Annotated in this window: 21 protein-coding genes and 1 other annotated feature; of the genes, 17 read left to right on the forward strand and 4 right to left on the reverse strand. The window is 47.6% G+C overall.

The features are described from left to right. Positions 1 to 13 precede the first annotated feature (13 nt). Together mnmM and mnmL are read right to left on the reverse strand one after the other, a co-directional pair. On the reverse strand, positions 14 to 610 hold the full coding sequence (gene mnmM, locus A7975_RS17355; protein ID WP_065385959.1) for a tRNA 5-(aminomethyl)-2-thiouridylate-methyltransferase MnmM: 597 nt from the start codon (positions 608 to 610) through the stop codon (positions 14 to 16). Positions 611 to 679: 69 nt separating this feature from the next. Then, positions 680 to 1,657 carry a tRNA modification radical SAM protein MnmL/YtqA gene (mnmL, locus tag A7975_RS17360; RefSeq protein ID WP_053374525.1) on the reverse strand — a complete coding sequence of 326 codons (978 nt, stop codon included), beginning with the start codon at positions 1,655 to 1,657 and terminating at the stop codon, positions 680 to 682. A 281-nt stretch (positions 1,658 to 1,938) separates the two neighbouring features. Between mnmL and A7975_RS17365 the strand changes: the two genes are divergently transcribed. After that, a complete protein-coding gene (locus tag A7975_RS17365) occupies positions 1,939 to 2,148 on the forward strand; it encodes a hypothetical protein (protein WP_053374526.1) in 210 nt (69 codons plus the stop codon). Between the two features lie 194 nt (positions 2,149 to 2,342). Further along, positions 2,343 to 3,116: a tRNA (guanosine(46)-N7)-methyltransferase TrmB gene (gene trmB / locus A7975_RS17370; protein ID WP_065385960.1), complete on the forward strand. Its 774-nt coding sequence runs from the start codon at positions 2,343 to 2,345 to the stop codon at positions 3,114 to 3,116. Here the strand turns inward: trmB and A7975_RS17375 are convergent. Then, positions 3,113 to 3,685 (reverse strand): phosphatase PAP2 family protein, encoded by a 573-nt coding sequence (locus A7975_RS17375; protein ID WP_065385961.1) that lies wholly within the window; start codon positions 3,683 to 3,685, stop codon positions 3,113 to 3,115. The genes trmB and A7975_RS17375 overlap by 4 nt on opposite strands. Positions 3,686 to 4,312: 627 nt before the next feature. Here A7975_RS17375 and A7975_RS17380 point away from each other — a divergent pair. The 5 genes from A7975_RS17380 (at position 4,313) to A7975_RS33155 (ending at position 7,642) form a co-directional block, all read left to right on the forward strand. Beyond that, positions 4,313 to 5,548: a glycosyltransferase family 2 protein gene (locus A7975_RS17380; RefSeq protein ID WP_065385962.1), complete on the forward strand. Its 1,236-nt coding sequence runs from the start codon at positions 4,313 to 4,315 to the stop codon at positions 5,546 to 5,548. 103 nt (positions 5,549 to 5,651) lie between these two features. Then, positions 5,652 to 5,810, forward strand: a sequence feature (ribosomal protein L20 leader region). Between the two features lie 57 nt (positions 5,811 to 5,867). Continuing rightward, positions 5,868 to 6,365 carry a translation initiation factor IF-3 gene (gene infC, locus A7975_RS17385; protein WP_053374530.1) on the forward strand — a complete coding sequence of 166 codons (498 nt, stop codon included), beginning with the start codon at positions 5,868 to 5,870 and terminating at the stop codon, positions 6,363 to 6,365. A gap of 34 nt (positions 6,366 to 6,399) precedes the next feature. Further along, positions 6,400 to 6,597, forward strand: a complete 198-nt coding sequence (gene rpmI, locus A7975_RS17390) for a 50S ribosomal protein L35 (protein ID WP_053374531.1) — start codon at positions 6,400 to 6,402, stop codon at positions 6,595 to 6,597. A gap of 50 nt (positions 6,598 to 6,647) precedes the next feature. Then, the gene (gene rplT / locus A7975_RS17395; RefSeq protein ID WP_053374532.1) at positions 6,648 to 7,007 is read left to right on the forward strand and encodes a 50S ribosomal protein L20; all 360 of its coding nucleotides are present in this window, start codon (positions 6,648 to 6,650) and stop codon (positions 7,005 to 7,007) included. A gap of 230 nt (positions 7,008 to 7,237) precedes the next feature. Next, complete coding sequence (locus tag A7975_RS33155; protein ID WP_082198280.1) at positions 7,238 to 7,642, forward strand: hypothetical protein; 405 nt, start codon at positions 7,238 to 7,240, stop codon at positions 7,640 to 7,642. Positions 7,643 to 7,656: 14 nt separating this feature from the next. Here A7975_RS33155 and A7975_RS17405 read toward each other — a convergent pair whose 3' ends face one another. After that, complete coding sequence (locus A7975_RS17405) at positions 7,657 to 8,109, reverse strand: GNAT family N-acetyltransferase (RefSeq protein ID WP_176707755.1); 453 nt, start codon at positions 8,107 to 8,109, stop codon at positions 7,657 to 7,659. A gap of 567 nt (positions 8,110 to 8,676) precedes the next feature. Between A7975_RS17405 and ilvB the strand changes: the two genes are divergently transcribed. From ilvB to A7975_RS17455, 10 genes are all read left to right on the forward strand, one after another. Continuing rightward, complete coding sequence (gene ilvB / locus A7975_RS17410) at positions 8,677 to 10,422, forward strand: biosynthetic-type acetolactate synthase large subunit (RefSeq protein WP_065385963.1); 1,746 nt, start codon at positions 8,677 to 8,679, stop codon at positions 10,420 to 10,422. Continuing rightward, on the forward strand, positions 10,419 to 10,904 hold the full coding sequence (gene ilvN / locus A7975_RS17415) for an acetolactate synthase small subunit (protein ID WP_053374535.1): 486 nt from the start codon (positions 10,419 to 10,421) through the stop codon (positions 10,902 to 10,904). The genes ilvB and ilvN overlap by 4 nt, the downstream gene beginning before the upstream one ends. A gap of 123 nt (positions 10,905 to 11,027) precedes the next feature. After that, the gene (ilvC, locus tag A7975_RS17420) at positions 11,028 to 12,020 is read left to right on the forward strand and encodes a ketol-acid reductoisomerase (RefSeq protein WP_053374536.1); all 993 of its coding nucleotides are present in this window, start codon (positions 11,028 to 11,030) and stop codon (positions 12,018 to 12,020) included. 123 nt (positions 12,021 to 12,143) lie between these two features. Beyond that, on the forward strand, positions 12,144 to 13,688 hold the full coding sequence (locus A7975_RS17425; RefSeq protein WP_053374537.1) for a 2-isopropylmalate synthase: 1,545 nt from the start codon (positions 12,144 to 12,146) through the stop codon (positions 13,686 to 13,688). 249 nt (positions 13,689 to 13,937) lie between these two features. Further along, positions 13,938 to 15,017: a 3-isopropylmalate dehydrogenase gene (leuB, locus tag A7975_RS17430; protein ID WP_053374538.1), complete on the forward strand. Its 1,080-nt coding sequence runs from the start codon at positions 13,938 to 13,940 to the stop codon at positions 15,015 to 15,017. 144 nt (positions 15,018 to 15,161) lie between these two features. Continuing rightward, on the forward strand, positions 15,162 to 15,710 hold the full coding sequence (locus A7975_RS17435; protein ID WP_053374539.1) for a peroxiredoxin: 549 nt from the start codon (positions 15,162 to 15,164) through the stop codon (positions 15,708 to 15,710). Positions 15,711 to 15,942: 232 nt separating this feature from the next. After that, positions 15,943 to 16,359, forward strand: a complete 417-nt coding sequence (locus A7975_RS17440; protein WP_053374540.1) for a hypothetical protein — start codon at positions 15,943 to 15,945, stop codon at positions 16,357 to 16,359. A 131-nt stretch (positions 16,360 to 16,490) separates the two neighbouring features. Beyond that, positions 16,491 to 17,306, forward strand: coding sequence for an RNA polymerase sigma factor SigI (gene sigI / locus A7975_RS17445; RefSeq protein ID WP_053374541.1), 816 nt, complete (start codon positions 16,491 to 16,493; stop codon positions 17,304 to 17,306). Next, positions 17,303 to 18,643, forward strand: coding sequence for an anti-sigma factor domain-containing protein (locus A7975_RS17450; RefSeq protein ID WP_065385964.1), 1,341 nt, complete (start codon positions 17,303 to 17,305; stop codon positions 18,641 to 18,643). The genes sigI and A7975_RS17450 overlap by 4 nt, the downstream gene beginning before the upstream one ends. A gap of 234 nt (positions 18,644 to 18,877) precedes the next feature. After that, a complete protein-coding gene (locus A7975_RS17455) occupies positions 18,878 to 20,251 on the forward strand; it encodes an ATP-binding protein (protein ID WP_065385965.1) in 1,374 nt (457 codons plus the stop codon). The last annotated feature ends 145 nt before the right edge of the window (positions 20,252 to 20,396 follow it).

A 20,396-nucleotide genomic window follows, 5' to 3' on the forward strand; every position in this document is an offset into this window, starting at 1 on the left:
CGCACCAAGCTAATCAAGCTTTCTGCGGCCGTTTCTCTAAAGCAACGAGATAGGGTGCCGCAGGCCGCTGCGACTGGCGGTACGTTACCGATTGTGCTAGCGATTGCGGCAGCTTAGCTGCCCAAGCTTCCACGGAAGCGGCTTCCTCAGCGCCTCCCGGATGGCCTGGATAAAGGACGCAGGTTATGATGCCACCTGGCCGCAGGAGCCCAATAGCAGCGTCTAGCGCAGCCAGCGTCGATGCAGGCTCCGTTATAATCGTTAGATCGCTGCTTCCCGGCAAATAACCGAGGTTGAACATGACCGCGGAGACTTGTCCAACGACAGCCGGATCAACCGCATCAACTAGGTTTGCGTGATTCTCAAGCACTAGCTTAACCTCAGGCAGCTTGTTGTCGTTGCTTTCGACAGCATGGAGGCGCTCTCGTGTACGGTCAAGCGCTTCCTGCTGGATATCAAAGGCATACACGGTGCCCTTTGGCCCGACGAGCGCTGCAAGCGCCAGCGTATCGACGCCTCCGCCAGCGGTAGCGTCAATGACGGTATCGCCAGGGGCGGTGCGCTCGGCGATCCATTTGTGAGCCATGCTCAGCACCGACAGAAAACCCATGGCGCACCTCCGATCGCGGCAGCTTGCAGGCACATGTTTTTGCTTGTGCGCAAAGAGCTGTTAAATTTACTATTGTGCATTGTGTTTAGACCTCGGCTGCCATTGTTTTCCCTGCCAAGTGTTGCGGCGCTTCAGCTCATCGTCGAAGGCGTTGAGCACTTGCCATTTTCTAAGGCTCCACATTGGACCGATCAGCAGGTCGCGCGGCGCATCGCCGGTGAGGCGGTGAACGATCATCTCGGGCGGGAGAAACTCCAGCGTGTCGACGATTAGCTTCACGTACTCATCTTGCTCTAGGAATCGGAGCAGCCCAGCCTCGTACTGGCGGACCATAGGCGTCTTGCGCATGAGGTGAAGCAGGTGGATCTTAATGCCCTGAACATCCATCTCAGCGACGGCGCGGCCGGTATCGAGCATCATTTCATGCGTTTCTTGCGGAAGGCCATAGATGATATGCGCGCATACCCGTATGCCGCGCTCGCGAAGGCGTCTCACGGCATCGACGTAGCAAGCTGTGTCATGCGCCCGGTTAATCAGCTCGGAAGTAGATTCATGAACCGTCTGAAGGCCCATCTCGACCCAAAGATAGGTTCGCTCATTCAGCTCCGCCAAATAATCGACCACGTCATCAGGTAAGCAGTCAGGACGGGTAGCAATCGATAACCCAACAACGCCCGGCTGCTGCAAAATCTTTTCGTAATATTCGCGCAGCTCCTCAAGCGGCGCATACGTATTCGTATAAGCTTGGAAGTAGCCGATGTACTGCGCATCCGGCCATTTCTGATGCTGGCGATCCCGTATGGTATTGAACTGCGTAACGAGATCATCACGTCTGCTGCCCGCAAAATCGCCTGAGCCGCGCGCGCTGCAGAACGTACAGCCGCCTTTGGCAATCGAGCCGTCGCGGTTCGGGCAAGTAAAGCCGGCATCAAGCGTAACCTTGAATACTTTGCCGCCGAACTGCTCCCGCATTTCGTAATTCCATGTATGAAATCGTTTATCGCCCCATAGCGTTGGCTGCTGTGGCGATGGTTGTAGTCCAATCATCGTTTTCTCCTTCTTTCAAGACGTACACCCTATATTTTAGCGAAAAATCAGCGGAAAAGCCACGTTTCTTATAGGGAGGGTGGATGAACGTTCGGAAACCGCTTTATTTGGAAATTATCTTTGAAACGGGGCAATTTGGGCTTGCATAACCTTACATGAAGTGTTATATTAAAAGTGCGACAAAACAACAAATAAACCTGACATAGCCCAATTGCACCTGCATTCATGAAACGTCGATTAGATGGAAATACTGTTACAATAAATCGATGAGGTGATTAGAGATGAATAACGTATCCAAAATATTGCGCGGCGACGACACGGTAACGGTTGAGCTGACTGTTAAAGAATTGATGGCGCTTACGGGTGTCCGTTTTCACAATAACCATGGCGTAGAAATTTCTGCACGGAAGAAATTGAACGAAGTGCTGGTTGAGACTTATGAGCGTGACCAGCAGGAGAATGGACCGATTCCTTACCAACTGCTTCTTTAATCACTTAAGCAGCGCGACAAAATACACAACATGCAAGCCGCAGTGCCTGGAAACGGGCCGCGGCTTTTTTCTATATGATGAGGGTTTGTCCGCTTTGCTTCACCATTTCTCTTTACTTTGGACACATTCTTGGGCACAATAAGGACTAGTCTAATTCGTTGCAACGTCTACGATAAATGGAGGAATCACTGTATATGCGTTTAAGAGGAAGAAAAGGCATTCGCGAGAGTCTAGAGGGACAGCCGGAGCTAGTTGTGCTTGATGCTGCGCCCCACAAAGGAAAATGGAATGAGTTTTTCGGCAATGACAACCCCATATATGTTGAGCTGGGCATGGGCAAGGGGCGTTTCATCAGCCAGATGAGCGCGCGTTATCCGCACATCAACTTTATCGGCGTTGACATGTACGACGAGCTGCTTCGCCGGGCAAGCGAGAAAGCACGCATCATTTGGGAGCAAAAAGGGGAGTCGCATCCGCCAAACCTCGCGCTTCTTCGCGCTAATATCGAAGGAATCGAGACAATGTTTGCACCGGGCGAGATCGAGCGCGTTCACCTTAACTTCAGCGATCCATGGCCAAAGAGCAAGCACGCGCGCCGGAGACTCACGCATCCAAGGCTCGTTGCCAAATATATCGAGCTGCTGAATGAGCGCGGCGAGATTCATTTTAAGACGGATTCACAATCGTTGTTCGAGTTTTCGTTGAACAGCTTTGCGGAGATGGAGCTTATCATGCGCAATATTTCGCTTCATTTACACAAAGAAGGCCCCCGAGAGGACCTTGTGTTTACTGAATATGAGATGAAGTTTATGGAAAAAGGGCAAAATATTTACCGGGTTGAAGCCGTGATCGGCTCCGAGGCGCTGCGAAAGCACCGCGAAGCGAAGCAAGAGAAGTCGATTAAAGAAGAGGCGGAAGCGAGCGAAGCTGCTTTGAACGGTTCCGATTCTGATGACGAGGACAACTAGTTTAGTCCCACCGCGGGTACAACCCACGAATAATTGACTGCAAGGGCGGTCACCGTTCCGATGAGTGCGCCTGCCGCAACGTCGGACGGGTAATGCAAGCCAAGATACATTCTCGACCATCCAACCGATACTCCGATTATTAAGGCTGCTGGCACAAGCAGCGTCAGCCAAATGCCGCTTGTGAGCAAAATAGGTACGAGCCAGGCAAAAATAGCTGTTGTATGGCCGGATGGAAAGGAAGAGTCCACTAGCGGTTTGTGGCATGTATTTACGCCCTGCAACGCCTGATAAGGCCGAAGCCGCTTAAATTTTCGTTTGACGATTGCAACTGGCAAATGGCTAATGATGACGGCAGTCAAGCATTGCCAGCCAGTTATGCTCCAAGGAGCAGGTGCTAGTATTGCATATATAAGGGCGGTTGCGAGCGTAAAAGTGGCGCCGCCCATATGTGTGACTGTGCTTAACCATTTGCCAAGGAGTCGATGTCTTTTCCCCCCTGCAGGTCTCCGATTTGCCCAAATCAGCATTTTTTGCTCACTTGTCTTCAGCCAGCCTATCATTCGTTCCATCGCTGTCGTCCTCCTAACGGTGGCTAAGATTGAAACTTCATCCTTCTTCTATTGTAATAAAATCAATTTTAACATGTTTTTGTTCGCTGGGCGTAAACTATTTCTTGTCCCATTATTAAAGTTTAGCATAGCTCGGGTATAAATATTGATTTTCAAATTGCTGTTTAATAATGTGTGGTTGATGGTAAAACTGTAATGGACATATTTCCAGACGTTAAGACAAATAATGTCGAAACAGCGAAAGGTGTCACAACGATTAAGCTTGTTCACCTGTTCGTCACATAGTCACCTAACAATCCCGGAAACATTTTCACACATTTTATCGTAAATAAGGACGTTAGTGCTAAAAAGTCAGCAAATGGTTGAAAATAAGACTGAGTCGTCGTAAAAGGAGGTAATGCGTTCATTCGTGTGCAATGCAAGCGTTTTTCTGACGGGATTAAGCATAATCGAGACTAATTCAACTTTTGACAAAGAAGTTGTTTCTGTGGAGAATCAATAAAGGTCCGCGAGTGTTTGCAGAGAAACACTCATAACAGAGAGAAAATATATAATAAAAGCTTGCAGCAGCCGTGAACGAATGCTGAGAAAAGCAAAAAAAATGGGGTCTCAAGGGGGCAGTACCGCATGGTTCTAAGTGTTATTTTTATTGCGTTTCAGGTAGTGATGGCGTTAATCGCGGTTTATCAATTCAGCATTTCCATTTTCGGTTTGGCCAAAAACAAAAGCCGGAAGCATCACGCACCGCAAAAATCATTTGCCGTGCTAGTCGCAGCTCACAACGAAGAAAAAGTAGTCGGGGCGCTTATTGAAAACTTGAAAAAAATGGACTATCCAGAAGAGCTATACGATATATTTGTTATTTGTGATAATTGTACGGACGGCACGGCTGACATTAGCCGGAGCCATGGCGTAAATGCTTGCGAGAGAACCAATCAGTTGCTGCGCGGTAAAGGCTATGCGATTGAATGGATGCTCAAAGAGCTTTGGGCCTTGCCCCGCCAATACGATGCAATCGTTATGTTTGACGCGGATAACTTAGTAAATCCAGATTTCTTGCAGCTGATGAACAACGATTTGTGCGAGGGCCATCAGGTCATTCAAGGTTACTTGGATACCAAAAATCCGGATGACTCATGGGTTACCGCAGCATATGGCATTACTTACTGGTACTGCAACCGTTTGTGGCAGCTGTCCAGAACGAATTTGAAAATGGCTAACTTTCTCGGCGGAACAGGGATGTGCTTTGATTCGTTGCTGCTAAAGGATATGGGCTGGGGAGCGACAAGCCTAGTTGAGGACTTGGAGTTCTCGATGCGCTGCGTGCAGCGCGGCATCTATCCCGTGCTGAACTACGATGCCAAAGTATATGACGAGAAGCCGGTTTCGTTCAAAGCTTCCGCAAGGCAGCGTCTGCGCTGGATGCAGGGACACTTTAACGTGGCGCGCAATTATTTCTTTCCGCTGCTTTGGGCGAGTATCAAGGAACGCAACTTCGTAAAGTTTGACTCGGCGATCTACTCGATCTCCGTTTATAACACATTGCTCGGCTTTATTTTGACGATGATCATTTGGATCGATATCGCGCTGCCGTCTTCGAATTACTTGGATTCGCTTTACAACTACGTGCCTTGGTGGGTAGTCGGTATCGCTGCTGTCGCGTCGATCATCCAATTCCCGCTTGCGCTTATGCTAGAAGGCGTGAAATCGTGGAAGATGTACGCGCATCTGCTTACATTGCCGCTGTTTCTTATTTCTTGGTGGCCGATCACGTTTTATGCTTTCTTTACCCAGAACAACAAAACGTGGAGCCACACGCAGCATACGCGTGTCGTTCGCATTGAGGAAGTACAGAGCAAGTAGGAGAGAGCGGGATTTTCTCTTGCAAAATCATTTCCCGCAGCTGTTGACACAGCTTCGCAAGCCATGGTATAGTAACACGGTAACATTTTCAACTAACTAAATGACGCACAAGCAGAAGCACCCGCTTCTCACCTTTCGGCTTAAGCTGGCTGGTTCGCGATAATCGATTGGTCACTCCATTGTTTCGAATAGAAATGATGCACTGACATACATGTACGGTTATGAGATGCGGGTTCGAGCGAACCCGCATTTTTTTATTGCGTAAAAACATGAAACAAACCATTTTTGGAGGTGGCACGTTATTAGCAGAGAACATCAAATCAATGATGAAATCCGGGCCAGAGAAGTACGGTTAGTCGGCGCTGAGGGCGAGCAAATCGGTATCAAATCGATTCGAGACGCATTGCAGATGGCAATTGAACTGAATTTGGACTTGGTGAACGTCGCTCCGACGGCTAAGCCGCCGGTATGCCGCATCATGGACTACGGTAAGTTCCGTTATGAGCAGCAAAAGAAAGAAAAAGAAGCTCGTAAAAACCAAAAGATCGTTGATCTTAAAGAAGTTTGGTTCCGTGCTAACATTGATGAAAATGACTACCAAACGAAATATCGCAACGTAGTTAAGTTCCTAGGTGAAGGCGATAAAGTGAAAGCTTCCGTTAGATTCCGCGGCCGTGAGATTGCGCATGCATCTCTTGGACAAAAAATCTTGGACCGCCTTTCCAAAGAGGTTGCCGAATTATGCAGCGTTGAGCGCGCTCCTAAGCTGGAAGGCCGGAGCATGATTATGATTTTGGCACCCAAAACCAACAGCTAACAACTGATGAAGAACTTTAAGGAGGATAACTGATATGCCTAAGATGAAAACTCACAGCAGTCTGAAAGACCGCTTTAAAATTACTGGAACTGGTAAAGTAAAACGTTACAAAGCTTACCGTAACCACTTGCTTTCACACAAATCCGGTCGTCAAAAACGTGTACTTGCTGGCCAACCGCTTATGGCTGCTGGCGATGTTCGTCGTTTGAAGCAAGGCCTTTCCAACTTGTAATATTAAGCAACAACAAATAAGCTAATTCAACCTACAGGAGGTTTCCACTCATGGCAAGAGTCAAAGGCGGATTTGTCCGCACTCGTCGTCGCAAAAGAATTCTAAAGCTAGCTAAAGGTTATTTCGGTTCGAAACATCGTCTGTTTAAAACAGCGAAGGAGCAAGTTGGTAAGTCCCTTATGTACGCTTACCGTGACCGTCGCAACAAAAAACGTGACATCCGCAGACTGTGGATCGTTCGTATCAACGCGGCAGCTCGCATTAACGGACTTTCGTACAACAAATTCATGCACGGCTTGAAACTTGCGGGCGTAGAAGTTAACCGCAAAATCCTTGCTGACCTGGCAGTTAACGATATCACTTCGTTCAACTCGCTTGCAGGCATTGCAAAAGAGAAAATTAACGCGTAGACGTTAACGTATAAAGGCTGTCCAGGTTGTCTCTCTGACGACTCTTGGACAGCCTTTTTTTATTATAAGAGATTGTTATCGATGAAGAAGCCGGATGCTGCAATCGGCTCTAACGTTTCTACCATTTCTAGCAGGCTGTGCGTACATTTATTTCCATAGAGGACAAACAAACAGTCGGAACCTGCTTTCCCCGAATAAGCTAAAGGACAACGGGAAAGGAGGGATTTCGCATGCGTAACGTTTCCAAACAAGAAGTACGGAAACTGGTCGGCAAATCCATTTATGCAGTACGTCCTGACGGCTCAGTCGTCACGGGCAAGCTCGTTCGTGTTAGCCAAAACAAACTGGTCGTAGCTCCCCTAAAAAGAGAAAAGGGCAAGGTTGTGCAAACCAAAGCTATTATACCTCTGGTCTTGTTCGATCTTCTTGCAATCGGCACGCTTCCTTTCTTAGGAGGCTTCGGTGGTGGCTTCGGCGGCGGTTTTGGTGGTGGCGGCAACTGCTGCAACAACAACTTTAACCAATGCGGAGGTTACGGCAACCAAGGTTTCAACAGTTATGGCAACCAAGGCTACAACGGTTATGGGAACCAGGATTTTAATGGTTATGGCAACCAAGGCTTTAACGGGTATTAATGGCGGTTAGGTGATCATAGCGGGGCAAGCGGCTTAAGCAGCTCGTAGCAGCGAAGCTCAGGATAGTAGTTTACGGTACTGTAACCAAGCTTATTGTATAGATGATGGGCTTTATCATTTACTTGATCGACAAAAAGCCTGGCAACTTTGCAGTTCTGCTTCCTGCCGTAAGCCTCGCTTTGCGCCATTAATTTACGGGCCCATTGTCTATTGCGATGCTCGGGATGCGTGACAAGCATATCTAAATAAAGCACCTCGCCCATCACTTCAAAATGAATGAAGGAGATCGGCGGGCTTTTTTTGGACAAGGAAGCTACATAAGTAACACCGCGCCGGAATCGCTTCGGAAGCTCGCGAATCGTCTGGGCGTCATGCTGGTGAACCGTATGCGACATCGGAATCAGCTCATTGCGAATGAGGCGGACAACCTCCGCTTGATCCAGTCGAGGGTCATAAAGTCTTATCATCGACATCATTCCATTTCTGCGGCGCTGAATAGACTGGAACGCTGCATGAGTTTGCCGTTTGAAGGCTAAAATAGTATATGTGCCAAGGCAGCAAAATGCGCCGACTACAAATTATGCGAAGAGTTGCTCAGGGTTCTTGACGAACGGAGATTCGCGGCATATAATAAGGAAAGTCTTATCTACCACGTACTGGTGTACGCACCATGTGGTACATACACAATCAGCAATGATGAGGACGAAGTGCTAAGGGCTCTTTTGAACAGAGAGCGGATGGATCAGCTGCAACCATCGCCAAAACCCCTTTTCTACGAGCTCACCTCGGAGCTGTTTCCTTGAAAAGCAACAACGCAAGCTGTTGCCTAATAGGGGAAATCGCAGGGCAAGCGTTACAGTGCCAATAGTATGAACGTATGTGCACGACGTTCTTACTTGTGGAGGTTATGCATCGGGAGATGTATAACGAATTTGGGTGGTACCACGGAAGATATACCTTTCGTCCCTCGTTGCTTCGTTATGAAGCATGAGGAGCGAAAGGTTTTTTTGTTTTTTCTGAGAGGAGGATGACTGATGGTAACGCAAGGTGCAACACTGAAGTCAAAAGAGGAATTGAAGGAAAGGCTCTCGAAGCCTGAGGTCATTACTGGGTCAGAAATATTGCTTCGCAGTCTGTTGCTTGAGGATGTAGATTGTGTGTTCGGCTATCCTGGTGGAGCAGTGTTGTACATTTACGACGCGATGCATGGGAACCCCGACTTCAATCATTTACTCACTCGTCACGAGCAAGGCGCGATTCACGCAGCTGACGGCTATGCCCGCGCAAGCGGCAAAGTAGGCGTGTGTATCGCAACCTCCGGTCCAGGCGCAACAAACCTGGTTACGGGTATCGCAACGGCATATATGGATTCCGTGCCTTTGGTCGTTATTACGGGTAACGTTATTTCCAGCCTAATCGGAAGCGATGCATTCCAAGAAGCGGACATTACTGGCATTACAATGCCAATCACAAAGCACAGCTACTTGGTGCGTGACGTAGAAGATTTGCCGCGTATTATCCATGAAGCATTCCACATTGCCAACACTGGCCGTAAAGGTCCAGTATTGATTGATATACCAAAGGACATTTCAGCGGCTAAAACGTTGTTCAAGCCTGTAACCGATGTAAGCATCCGAGGCTATAACCCAACGGTTTCGCCGAATAGGAATCAAGTCGACAAGCTTATTAAAGCAATCGAGCAAGCGGAGCGTCCGATCATTCTTGCTGGCGGCGGCGTAGTCTACTCCGGCGGCCATGAAGAATTGTTCGAGTTCGTAACGAAAACGCAAATTCCGATTACGACGACATTGCTTGGACTTGGCGCTTTCCCAAGCGGCAACGAGCTGTTTCTAGGCATGCCAGGCATGCACGGCACCTACACGGCTAACAAGTCGATTCAAAGCGCGGATCTGCTTATCAACATCGGCGCACGCTTCGATGACCGTGTAACCGGCAAGCTGTCCGGCTTCGCACCGCTTGCGAAAATCGTTCATATCGATATCGATCCAGCGGAAATCGGCAAAAACGTACCGACGGACATTCCGATCGTAGGTGACGTGAAGACGGTTCTCCAGCTTGTTAACAAGCAAGCTAAACGCGCGGATAAAGCGGATGACTGGCGTGCGAAGCTTAAAGCCTCATGCGCAGAATATCCATTCAGCTATAATGATTCATACGTTGAGCTGAAGCCGCAATGGGTAGTGGAGCTAATCCACGAAACTACAAATGGCGATGCCATCGTTACAACTGACGTTGGCCAGCATCAAATGTGGGCAGCGCAGTATTATAAATTCAATAAGCCGCGCTCGTGGGTAACCTCCGGCGGTCTAGGCACGATGGGCTTTGGTTTCCCGTCCGCTATCGGCGCTCAAATGGCGAATCCGGATCGCGTAGTCGTTTCTATCAACGGTGACGGCGGCTTCCAAATGTGTGCGCAAGAGCTTGCGATCTGCGCAATCAATAATATTCCAGTAAAAGTGGTTATCATTAATAACCAGGTGCTCGGAATGGTTCGCCAGTGGCAGGAGCTGATTTACGATAACCGATTCAGCCATATTGATCTAGCCGGCAGCCCTGACTTTGTTAAGCTTTCCGAAGCTTACGGCGTGAAAGGTTTCCGCGCTACGAACAAAGAGGAAGCTCGCACCGCATGGGAAGAAGCGCTTCGCCATCCTGGTCCAGCAGTCGTTGAGTTCGTCGTTCGCAAAGATGAGAACGTGTATCCAATGGTTGCGCAAGGAAGCACCATCGACGAAATGATCATGGGGGATGCGGAATGAAAAAACACACGATCGCAGTAATCGTAAACGACCAGCCCGGCGTTCTGCAGCGTGTATCCGGCTTGTTCGGACGCCGCGGGTTCAATATTGAGAGCATTACGGTTGGTTCCAGCGAAGAGGCAGGTTTGTCGCGTATGGTCATCGTCACTTCGGGTGATGACCATACCCTCGAGCAGGTAACAAAGCAATTGTACAAGCTAATTGATGTAATCAAGGTCATTGATCTCAGCTCGAACCCAATGGTTGCGCGCGAGCTGGCGCTTATTAAGGTAAACGCAGAGCCGTCTTCACGCCCTGAAATTCTAGGCGTAGTCGAAACTTTCCGCGCAGCGGTTGTTGACATCGGCACTCATTCGCTTATGGTACAAGTAGTAGGTGACACGGAAAAAATCGACGCAATGGTCGAGCTGCTTAAGCCTTATGGCATTCGCGAACTGTCACGTACAGGGGTAACAGCACTAAATAGAGGCAACGCCAAGTAATTATTACCACTCATTCAACATCCCGCTTTGAGCGGGAGTTTAAGGGGAGAACCGCTGCTTATGGGTCATTCTCTGCTTAAACACCCGCTCAAAAGGGTTAAATTAAAGGAGGCAATTATTAAAATGGCAGTTACAATGTACTATGAAAAAGACGCGGATCAAGGCGTACTACAAGGTAAAACAATCGCAGTTATCGGTTACGGCAGCCAAGGCCATGCGCAAGCGCAAAACCTTCGCGACAGCGGCTTGAAAGTAGTTATCGGACTTCGTCCAGGTAAATCCGCAGACGTTGCTAAGAAAGACGGCTTCGAAGTACTTACAGTTGCTGAAGCAACTAAAGTGGCTGACGTTGTTCAAATCTTGCTTCCTGACGAAACACAAGCAAAAGTTTACACAGATGAAATCGCTCCTAACCTCAAAAAAGGCGCGGCTCTTATGTTCTCACACGGTTTCAACATTCACTACGGCCAAATCGTTCCTAACGCAGATACAGACGTATTCCTAGTTGCTCCAAAATCTCCTGGTCACATGGTTCGCCGTACGTACCAAGAAGGCTTTGGCGTTCCTGGTCTTATCGCAATCGAGCAAGATGCTACTGGCAATGCTAAAGCTATCGGTCTTGCATATGCTAAAGGTATCGGCTGTACACGTGCAGGCGTTATCGAAACTTCTTTCAAAGAAGAAACAGAAACAGATTTGTTCGGTGAGCAAGCTGTTCTTTGCGGCGGCGCTTCCGCACTAGTTAAAGCAGGCTTCGAAACGCTTGTTGAAGCTGGTTATGCTCCAGAAATGGCTTACTTCGAGTGCTTGCACGAGCTTAAGCTGATCGTTGACATGATGTACGAGGGCGGAATTTCGTCGATGCGCGATTCTATCTCCAACACTGCAGAATACGGCGACTATGTAACGGGTCCTCGCATCGTTACTGAAGAGACGAAGAAAGAAATGAAACGCGTATTGGAAGATATCCAATCCGGCCGTTTCGCTCGCGACTTCATCTTGGAGAACCAATCGAACCGTGCTATGCTTACAGCTACACGCCGTAACGAAGCCGCTCACCCAATCGAGCAAACAGGCGCACAGCTTCGTGAATTGATGCACTGGATCAAGAAGTAATAACAGATAGAATGAACGACCATATCCCGGTTCGCCGGAGTGCAAGGCGAAGCGGCTTACGTTTCGCCTTGCAACTTCATAAGCGAGCCGGGATCATTCTGTTCACGGAGGTGCATGGCACAAATGCGGAAAATTTATGTTTTCGATACAACGCTTCGTGACGGAGAGCAATCTCCAGGTGTAAACCTGAACACGAAGGAAAAGGTAGAAATTGCCCTTCAGCTTGAAAAGCTTGGAGTGGACCGTATGGAAGCTGGTTTCCCAGCGGCATCCCCCGGCGATCTTGCGGCGGTTAACGCGGTTGCGCGCGCAGTGAAAAACGCTACGGTTATTGGTCTATCACGCTCCCGCGAGCAAGATATCGATGCGGTTCGTGAAGCGCTAATCGGCGCACAGGACCCGTGCATTCACGTATTTCTTGCTACAAGCCCTATTCACCGCAAGCATAAGCTTCGGATGGAGAAGGACCAGGTTCTCGAAACGGCAGAGCGCGCCATTCGTTATGCCAGAAAATATTTTGACAAAGTTGAGTTCTCAGCAGAGGATGCCGGACGTACGGAGCTGGATTTCCTATGCCAGGTTACGGAGATGGCCATCAAAGCGGGAGCATCTGTCGTTAATATTCCGGATACGGTTGGTTATTTGAATCCGCAGGAATTCGGCAACATCTTCAAGACGCTCAAAGAAAACGTTCCGAATATCGAAACGATTCAGCTTAGCGCGCATTGCCATGACGATCTTGGCATGGCGACAGCCAACTCGCTTGCAGCGATTCTAAACGGCGCTGATCAGGTTGAAGGTACGATCAACGGAATTGGAGAGCGTGCAGGCAATACAGCGATCGAAGAGATTGCTATGGCGCTTGCTACGCGTCCTGATTACTTTGGCGCTCAAACAACGCTTAACCTGAAGGAAATCGCCAAAACGAGCCGCCTTGTCAGCAAGCTGACAGGCATGGTCGTGCCAGGCAACAAAGCGATTGTCGGAGCGAATGCGTTTGCGCATGAGTCAGGCATCCATCAGGACGGCATGTTGAAGGAAAAAACAACGTACGAGATCATTTCTCCTGATACGATCGGCCTTAAAGAATCGAAGCTTGTGCTTGGCAAGCACTCCGGACGCCATGCGTTCCGCGAGAAGCTGGTTGATCTTGGCTACGAGCTTGAGGACGAAGCGCTTAACGGCGCGTTCGCTAGATTTAAGGATTTGGCTGACCGCAAAAAAACAGTGAGCGATGAAGACATTCTCGCTTTGCTTGAGGAGAAGCTTATCGATACGCCGGAAGTGTTCAGCTTGGAGACGATTCAAGTGAGCTATGGCAATCAATCTACGCCAAGCGCTTCTGTTCGGATTCGCAAAGCCGAGGGCGAGGTCGTAGAAGAAGTGGCAATCGGCAACGGTTCAGTGGATGCGATCTATAACGCTATCGATAAAGTTACGCAGGAAAATGTAGAGCTTGAAGATTATTCCATCAAATCGGTCTCGCAAGGCAAGGATGCACAGGGCGAGGTACATGTTGTATTGAAGCAGGATGAAGTTTCTGCTCAAGGACGTGGGCTAAGCACCGATATTCTTGAGGCGAGCGCGCGCGCGTATATCGACGCGCTTAACCGCCTGATCGAGAAGCGGAAGTCTCCAGGCCGTCGCGATAAAATGAGCTTGATTTAAGCTGATCATTAAAATAGACAGTTCGCCGAGGCTTAACCTCGTGCGTACTGTCTATTTTTTTTGCCGCTGCGCTCACTATAGTCACAGCCTATAAAGTCAATAGATTTTATATCTTTGTAATCACTCCGGATTTATGGTACAAATGATAATAGAATGAGAATGAGTGTATAACTTGTCGAATTCACGGAGCAAACCAAGCTGCGATGGAACGGATAAGTTTAATCGAAAACGAGGAGTGTTACTTTTATTATGTCAGAAGTTAAAAAAATTGCAGTTATTGCCGGCGACGGTATCGGACCTGAAGTTGTTGGCGAAGCGCTTAAAGTACTTAAGAAAACCGAAGAGCTTTATGGCTACAAATTCGAAACGGAACACGGCTTGTTCGGCGGTATTGCCATTGACGAGAAAGGAACTCCGCTTCCACAAGAGACGCTTGACCTTTGCAAAGGTGCAGATGCGGTATTGCTAGGCGCTGTAGGCGGTCCAAAATGGGACAACAACTCGAAGGAGCTTCGTCCAGAGACTGGCCTTCTCGGCATTCGTAAAGCGCTTGGCTTGTTCTCCAACATTCGTCCAGCTACAGTATTTGATTGCTTGAAAGAAGCTTCCACATTGAAGCCGGAAGTTCTTGAAGGCACCGACCTTATCGTTGTTCGCGAATTGACTGGCGGCATTTACTTCGGTGAGAAGTTCCGCCGTGAAGGCGCTGGCGGCGAAGAAGCGGTTGATACTTGCGTATACAATGTGCAGGAAATCGAGCGTATCGTACGCCAAGCATTCGATATCGCAATGACTCGCGGCAAACGCCTTGCATCGGTAGACAAAGCGAACGTACTTGAAACATCACGTCTATGGCGTGAGGTTGTAAACCGGATCGCTCCTGAATATCCAGAGGTTGAGCTTGAGCATGTACTAGTTGATAACTGCGCTATGCAATTGCTTCGCCGTCCATCGAGCTTTGATGTTATCGTAACGGAAAACATGTTCGGCGACATCCTTAGCGATGAAGCTGCGATGTTGACTGGCTCGATCGGTATGTTGTCTTCTGCTTCGCTAGGCGAAGGAAGCTTTGGCTTGTACGAGCCGGTACACGGCTCCGCTCCTGACATCGCAGGACAAGGCATTTCTAACCCAATTGCAACGATCCTCTCCGTAGCGCTTATGTTCCGTCTTACGTTCGGCTATCACGAAGCAGCAGCTGCAATTGAAGCTGCCGTGAAAGAAGTGCTGGATGCAGGCCACCGTACGGGCGATATTGCTGTTGATAAAAGCCAAGCAATCGGAACGACTGAAATGGGCGATCTGATCGTAGCCGCACTTAAAAAGTAATTGGTAGATTATAATAATTATAAATAAATAACGATTATAATATTGACTTCATTCTAGACTAGTGATACTATTTACTAGGTAAGTCACACAGACGAAGTGACATAAACACTAAAATTTATGGATAGGTCAAGGAGGTTTTCTATAATGGCAGAGCGTTTGGTAGGCCGCCAGGCCCCAGATTTTACGATGGAAACAGCAACTGGTGACGGTAAAGATTTTGGTACGGCTTCACTAGCAGATTACAAAGGCAAATGGTTGGTATTGTTCTTCTACCCACTAGATTTCACATTTGTTTGCCCAACAGAAATCACTGCACTTAGCATGGCTGCAGCTGAATTCAAAAAATTGGACACTGAAATTCTTGGTGTCAGCATTGATAGCAAACATAGCCACCGTGCATGGATCAACACGCCGGTTAACGATAATGGCCTTGGCCAACTAGAATTCCCGCTTGCTGCTGACATCACGAAGAGCGTTGCTCGTGACTACGGCGTATTGATCGAAGAAGAAGGTATCGCGCTTCGCGGCCTATTCATCATCAACCCAGAAGGCGAAGTACAATACCAAGTTGTTAACCACAACAACGTTGGCCGCAGCGTCGACGAAACGCTTCGCGTATTGCAAGCTTTGCAATCCGGCGGACTTTGCCCTATTAACTGGAAACCAGGTCAACAAACATTGGTATCGAAATAGTAGACATCATTTCGATCTACTCAAAACCCGCGCCATGGGATGGCGCGGGTTTTGTTTTTTGTTTAGGCCTAGAGACGGATATTATGATGCAAAAGCAGGAATTTCATCCATGGTGATCGAATAATGTATACTTAGTCACAGAGCTCAAAAAAATACTTGGTTTGCATTCGCAAACCTAAGTTGATGCTTACGAAGTAGGTTTGCACCGCAAACCTTGGAGGAGGAGTCGTCAATGAGTTTTTGCTGTGGAGCTAGTATGATTGGAACAAAAGGAACGCTGAAGCATTTTCGAACGCATATTCATAATGTGCCTATTATGTTTTGTCCGGTATGCCACCGTGTAGACATTCATTATTTAATCGAAAATGAATATGAAATATTAGCCGAATATGCACATGGCGACGGCGCCGCTGAAGTTGATTTTCAGGAGTATGTGGAGCAAGAAGGCAAGGCGCTGCTTGAGAACTGCGTAAATAATGAAAATGAAGATCCTATGGATGTTGTTCATAGTCAAATCGATATGGCGCTTGATTTGCTAAGCTTCGCGAAGCAGATTGAAGATACGGAATGGCAGCTTGTACTTAAGAAGCGTCTTGGGATGCTGAATAACAGAAGGAATAAACTCCGTCAACGCCGTACATCCGTTTAATTTTGAACACGAATGGTGAGCCTCCTTTTCGGGGGGCTTTTCTTTTTTAAAATAAATGAAGATCTTCTCATAATGTACCCCCTGAAACCGGCCAGACAGAAACGAATCATACTAGTAGTGAGGTGGAGCGGTTGTTACTTGTATTGTTCAAACGCTTTCTGCGGAAATCTGTTTCCACAGATGCTGCGGAGGATGAGCAGAAGCTTACTCCCGAACAATGGGTTGCTCAAATTCGTCAAGGTGACGAGCTGCTGCGTGAGCAGTTTATAGCAGATTACAAGCCTTATATAATGAAAGTTACAAGTCGATTTTGCAAACGGTACATCGATCCGAATCAAGATGATGAGTACAGCGTGGCGCTGCTTGCTTTTAATGAAGCGATCAATCAGTTTTCCAGCCATGCGGGCAAATCGTTTATCGGATTTTCTGAAACCGTCATTCGCCGTCGGCTTATTGACCATGTCCGAAAAGAACAAAGGCATTCCCAAGTAGTCCCCTATAGCATGTTCGATTCGGAGGACGAGGAGCAGCCGCAATACAATTCCGTTGAGACAAGACAAGCTATGAACGCTTTTGAGGTGAAACGGACCGAAGACGAGAGAAGGCAGGAAATCGGCGAGCTGAATCAAGAGCTTCTAGGGTTCGGGATTTCATTTGCAGAGCTGGTCGAGCTCTCGCCCAAGCATGCAGATTCCAGAAGGCTGTTGATCGGAATTGCGCAAACGCTTGTGAGCGAAGCGAGTTTGTTCGACTCGTTAAGATTAACCAATAAGCTAGCGGTAAAAGAGCTTACCGAAATGTGCGGCGTTTCCCGCAAAACGGTCGAGCGAAACCGAAAATATATTATCGCAATCGCACTTATTATTTCTGGTACATATCCGTATATGCATGACTATTTACATTTAACCGACGACGGAATGAATTTGAGCAAGGAGGCTAGCAAATGAAACGTGGAGTCGTTATGAGCATTCATAAGCAGCATGCTGTTGTAATGACGGCAGACGGTCAATTTTTGCAAGCACCTATTCAAGGAAAACCGGAAATCGGCGAGGAAATCGTATTCGAAGAGGAATATAAGAAGCCTCGCACCGTTAAAGCCGCGTATTGGTATGCGGGTGCCGCAGCCGTTATGCTGCTCGTTTTCCTGCCGCTCTTATTTTTTATGCAGTCGGATAATCATCCCGTTGTCGCTTACGTAAGCATGGATATTAATCCGAGCGTGGAGCTTGGCGTGGATAAAAACGATAAGGTGCGCGAGCTGCGTGCGATAAACGCGGACGGCGAGCTTATCATTGAAGGGCTCAATTACAAAGGCATTGATGTAGAGACAGTAGCCTCTTCTATACTGGAGAGGGCTAAAGGCTCACATTATCTGGATACGCCAAACAAAAATATTTTTATCACGAGCATGTTATTAGACGACAGCTCTGCACTTAAACTCGATTTTGAGAATATTTTGACGGGAAAAGTCGACCGGACACTACGCACTCTTCTGACGCAGCTGGCAGCAGAGGCGGCTAGCGCAAATATTACAACGCTGTCGGTACCGAATGAAGTGCGTGAGGAAGCGGCTTTGAACGGTATCTCCTCAGGCAAAATGGCTGTGTATTTGATGGCGAAGGACGAGGGCTATAACGTTGATATCGAACAGCTTAAGCAGCACTCGATCGATAAAGTGACGGAGCCGCTTGGCGGTCTTAAGAAGATCGTCGATAATTCGGAGAACTTAAGCAAGGAGAAGCTGAAGGAGCTTGTTGCGCGCGAGAAAGAGGATAAAGCGAAGCAGCAAAAGGGCGATCAGAAGACGGACACGGTTAAGCCGTCAGCTACTCCTAAAACAAATAAACCGGTGAACGCGGTTAAGCCGGAGAAGCCTGTCAGCGGCAATGGGAATAAAACGCCCGTGACCGCGAAACCAGGTAAAAATGAGCCATGGGGCAGCAAGCCGTCTGTAACGCCAGGGAAACCGAATAAGCCAAGCTCGCCTAACAAACCCAAGGATGATAAGAAGGAAGATAAAGACAAGGACATAGATAAAGAAAAAGAAAAAGAAAAAGAAAAAGAAAAAGAAAAAGATGATGATAATGACCGAGAGCGGGACCATAATTGGGACCGCTCTAATGGCGGTCATAATGATCGAAACAGCAAATGGAATGAAAATAATAAATGGAATGACAATCGCGGCAGCGACAACAACGATAACGACGATAACGACGACAAGAGCCGCTGGAGTGACCATTGGTATGATCGGAACAGCAAGGAAAAGAATAAGCGTAACAACTGAATTAACTAAACTAGAATAGTAACGACCTTAGTCGTTAGCTTGCATGCTTTTAGGGGGAAAAAGGTTAAAAAGCAGTGGGGGGACTCGAGCCCTAATCGGCGTAGGGGATGACTTTACGCCTATTTGCTTCTTAAAATTCGACAGGATTTCCGATTGACAGCGATTGTAAACTCGTCCTATGATTAGTAGTAACTGTAACCGCTATCTATAGATGTTGCCGGGGAGGAGTACATGATGCAGGCCATTCGAAAGCGCTATTTCCCGGCGCTTGCCGAGTATATACGAAGTGGTAAGGAAGTATCATTATTTCATGCCAACGAGCTGGGCAAGGAGCTTTACGGAATTAACCCTGAGGAAATTATTGCTGTACATGAGGAGTGCATTCAGTCTTTAGCTGCCAATGTTGATTCGGATGAAGCAGTAAGATTATACAATCGCTCTTTCGTATTTTTAATGGAAATTATGGTAGCATGCCGTTTTCGACTGCAGCCTGAGCGGACGAATGAGCAGAAATTCAGTGAGATGCGAGAGATGCTGTATCGTTCCAACCGATCCTTCGAAATGGTTAAAAATAAGTACGAGAACGTATTGCAGCACATGGACAGCGGGATCGCGTTATTTGACAGCGATGGCATCTTATCTTTTATAAACGTGCAAATGGCCAAGCTGCTTGATATTCCTCGGAAGACTTTAATAGGCTGCACGATTAAAGAAATATTAAGGCATAGGCAGCTTACCGGCACAACGAAAAGAACGATTTTAAGACTCTACAAAGAAATGTTTCTTATGCATAGTCGCTACTATGAATTCCAACACAAAGACGGCAAACATCTGCTGGTGACAGTTACATACGGCGATCAATTAGACGGTGATTTCCTCATTAGTGTCAAGGATGTTTCGGAGTATAAGCAAATTGAACAAACGGCATTACAAAATGACAAGCTTGCCATGCTCGGTAAAATTGCCGCCGCAATCGCCCATGAAATACGCAACCCCTTAACAAGTATTAGGGGTTTTATTCAACTGCTTCGGCCTTACTTGCTGGAAGTAGGCAAAGAAGAATATGCGCGTATTATTTTAACGGAAATTGACCGAGCAAACGATATTATTTATGAATTTCTAAATTCGTCTAAGCCGTCCGCGCCAATGAAACAGATCGTCTCCATTGATCATTTGATCAGGGAAGTGGTGCTTCTTACGGAAAGCGAAGCGCTCATGAGAAACTGCGAAATCAAAGCGGAGTGTTATTGCTCGGAGCATCTCGTATCGATAGATGTGAAGCAGGTAAAGCAGGTCATCTTGAATATCGTCAAAAATTCGCTTGATGCCATAGAAGAGGTACAAAGCGAACGAAGAGGCTTGATCGATATCATTACGCGCAGCAGCGGCCAATTTGCCGAAATTGTTATTAAAGATAACGGCAAAGGAATGGACAAGGCGACGATGAATCGGCTATTCGATCCTTTCTTTACGACGAAGCAGTCCGGTACGGGTCTTGGTTTATCGGTGAGCTATCGAATCGTTCGCAATCATAACGGAACCATTCGGGTTGACAGCCAAGCCGGGGTTGGGACTGAATTTATTATTACGCTGCCGCTTGCAGAGTGAAGGCATGAGATGAATGAAAAGATAGAAGCTCTTCTCCCTATTAGCGGAGGGGGCTTTTTGCTTTATCGCTTTATTATAAACATGGAAAAGTCGCAGGACGTTCGGTATAATGAGTTTGAAAAACGTGTTGATTGTATCAATTAAG

The sequence above is a fragment of the Bacillus sp. FJAT-26390 genome (genome assembly GCF_001682865.1).
Classification (GTDB): domain Bacteria; phylum Bacillota; class Bacilli; order Paenibacillales; family Paenibacillaceae; genus Pristimantibacillus.

Bases quoted from the DNA above. Each gene is read 5' to 3' on its own strand.
- ilvB (WP_065385963.1), top strand. From the start codon at position 8,677: ATGGTAACGCAAGGTGCAACACTGAAGTCAAAAGAGGAATTGAAGGAA.
- ilvC (WP_053374536.1), top strand. From the start codon at position 11,028: ATGGCAGTTACAATGTACTATGAAAAAGACGCGGATCAAGGCGTACTA.
- A7975_RS17365 (WP_053374526.1), top strand. From the start codon at position 1,939: ATGAATAACGTATCCAAAATATTGCGCGGCGACGACACGGTAACGGTT.
- A7975_RS17440 (WP_053374540.1), top strand. From the start codon at position 15,943: ATGAGTTTTTGCTGTGGAGCTAGTATGATTGGAACAAAAGGAACGCTG.
- A7975_RS33155 (WP_082198280.1), top strand. From the start codon at position 7,238: ATGCGTAACGTTTCCAAACAAGAAGTACGGAAACTGGTCGGCAAATCC.
- mnmM (WP_065385959.1), bottom strand. From the start codon at position 610: ATGGGTTTTCTGTCGGTGCTGAGCATGGCTCACAAATGGATCGCCGAG.
- A7975_RS17405 (WP_176707755.1), bottom strand. From the start codon at position 8,109: ATGATAAGACTTTATGACCCTCGACTGGATCAAGCGGAGGTTGTCCGC.
- mnmL (WP_053374525.1), bottom strand. From the start codon at position 1,657: ATGATTGGACTACAACCATCGCCACAGCAGCCAACGCTATGGGGCGAT.
- rplT (WP_053374532.1), top strand. From the start codon at position 6,648: ATGGCAAGAGTCAAAGGCGGATTTGTCCGCACTCGTCGTCGCAAAAGA.
- ilvN (WP_053374535.1), top strand. From the start codon at position 10,419: ATGAAAAAACACACGATCGCAGTAATCGTAAACGACCAGCCCGGCGTT.
- trmB (WP_065385960.1), top strand. From the start codon at position 2,343: ATGCGTTTAAGAGGAAGAAAAGGCATTCGCGAGAGTCTAGAGGGACAG.
- A7975_RS17450 (WP_065385964.1), top strand. From the start codon at position 17,303: ATGAAACGTGGAGTCGTTATGAGCATTCATAAGCAGCATGCTGTTGTA.
- leuB (WP_053374538.1), top strand. From the start codon at position 13,938: ATGTCAGAAGTTAAAAAAATTGCAGTTATTGCCGGCGACGGTATCGGA.
- A7975_RS17455 (WP_065385965.1), top strand. From the start codon at position 18,878: ATGCAGGCCATTCGAAAGCGCTATTTCCCGGCGCTTGCCGAGTATATA.
- rpmI (WP_053374531.1), top strand. From the start codon at position 6,400: ATGCCTAAGATGAAAACTCACAGCAGTCTGAAAGACCGCTTTAAAATT.
- A7975_RS17435 (WP_053374539.1), top strand. From the start codon at position 15,162: ATGGCAGAGCGTTTGGTAGGCCGCCAGGCCCCAGATTTTACGATGGAA.
- A7975_RS17380 (WP_065385962.1), top strand. From the start codon at position 4,313: ATGGTTCTAAGTGTTATTTTTATTGCGTTTCAGGTAGTGATGGCGTTA.
- A7975_RS17425 (WP_053374537.1), top strand. From the start codon at position 12,144: ATGCGGAAAATTTATGTTTTCGATACAACGCTTCGTGACGGAGAGCAA.
- A7975_RS17375 (WP_065385961.1), bottom strand. From the start codon at position 3,685: ATGGAACGAATGATAGGCTGGCTGAAGACAAGTGAGCAAAAAATGCTG.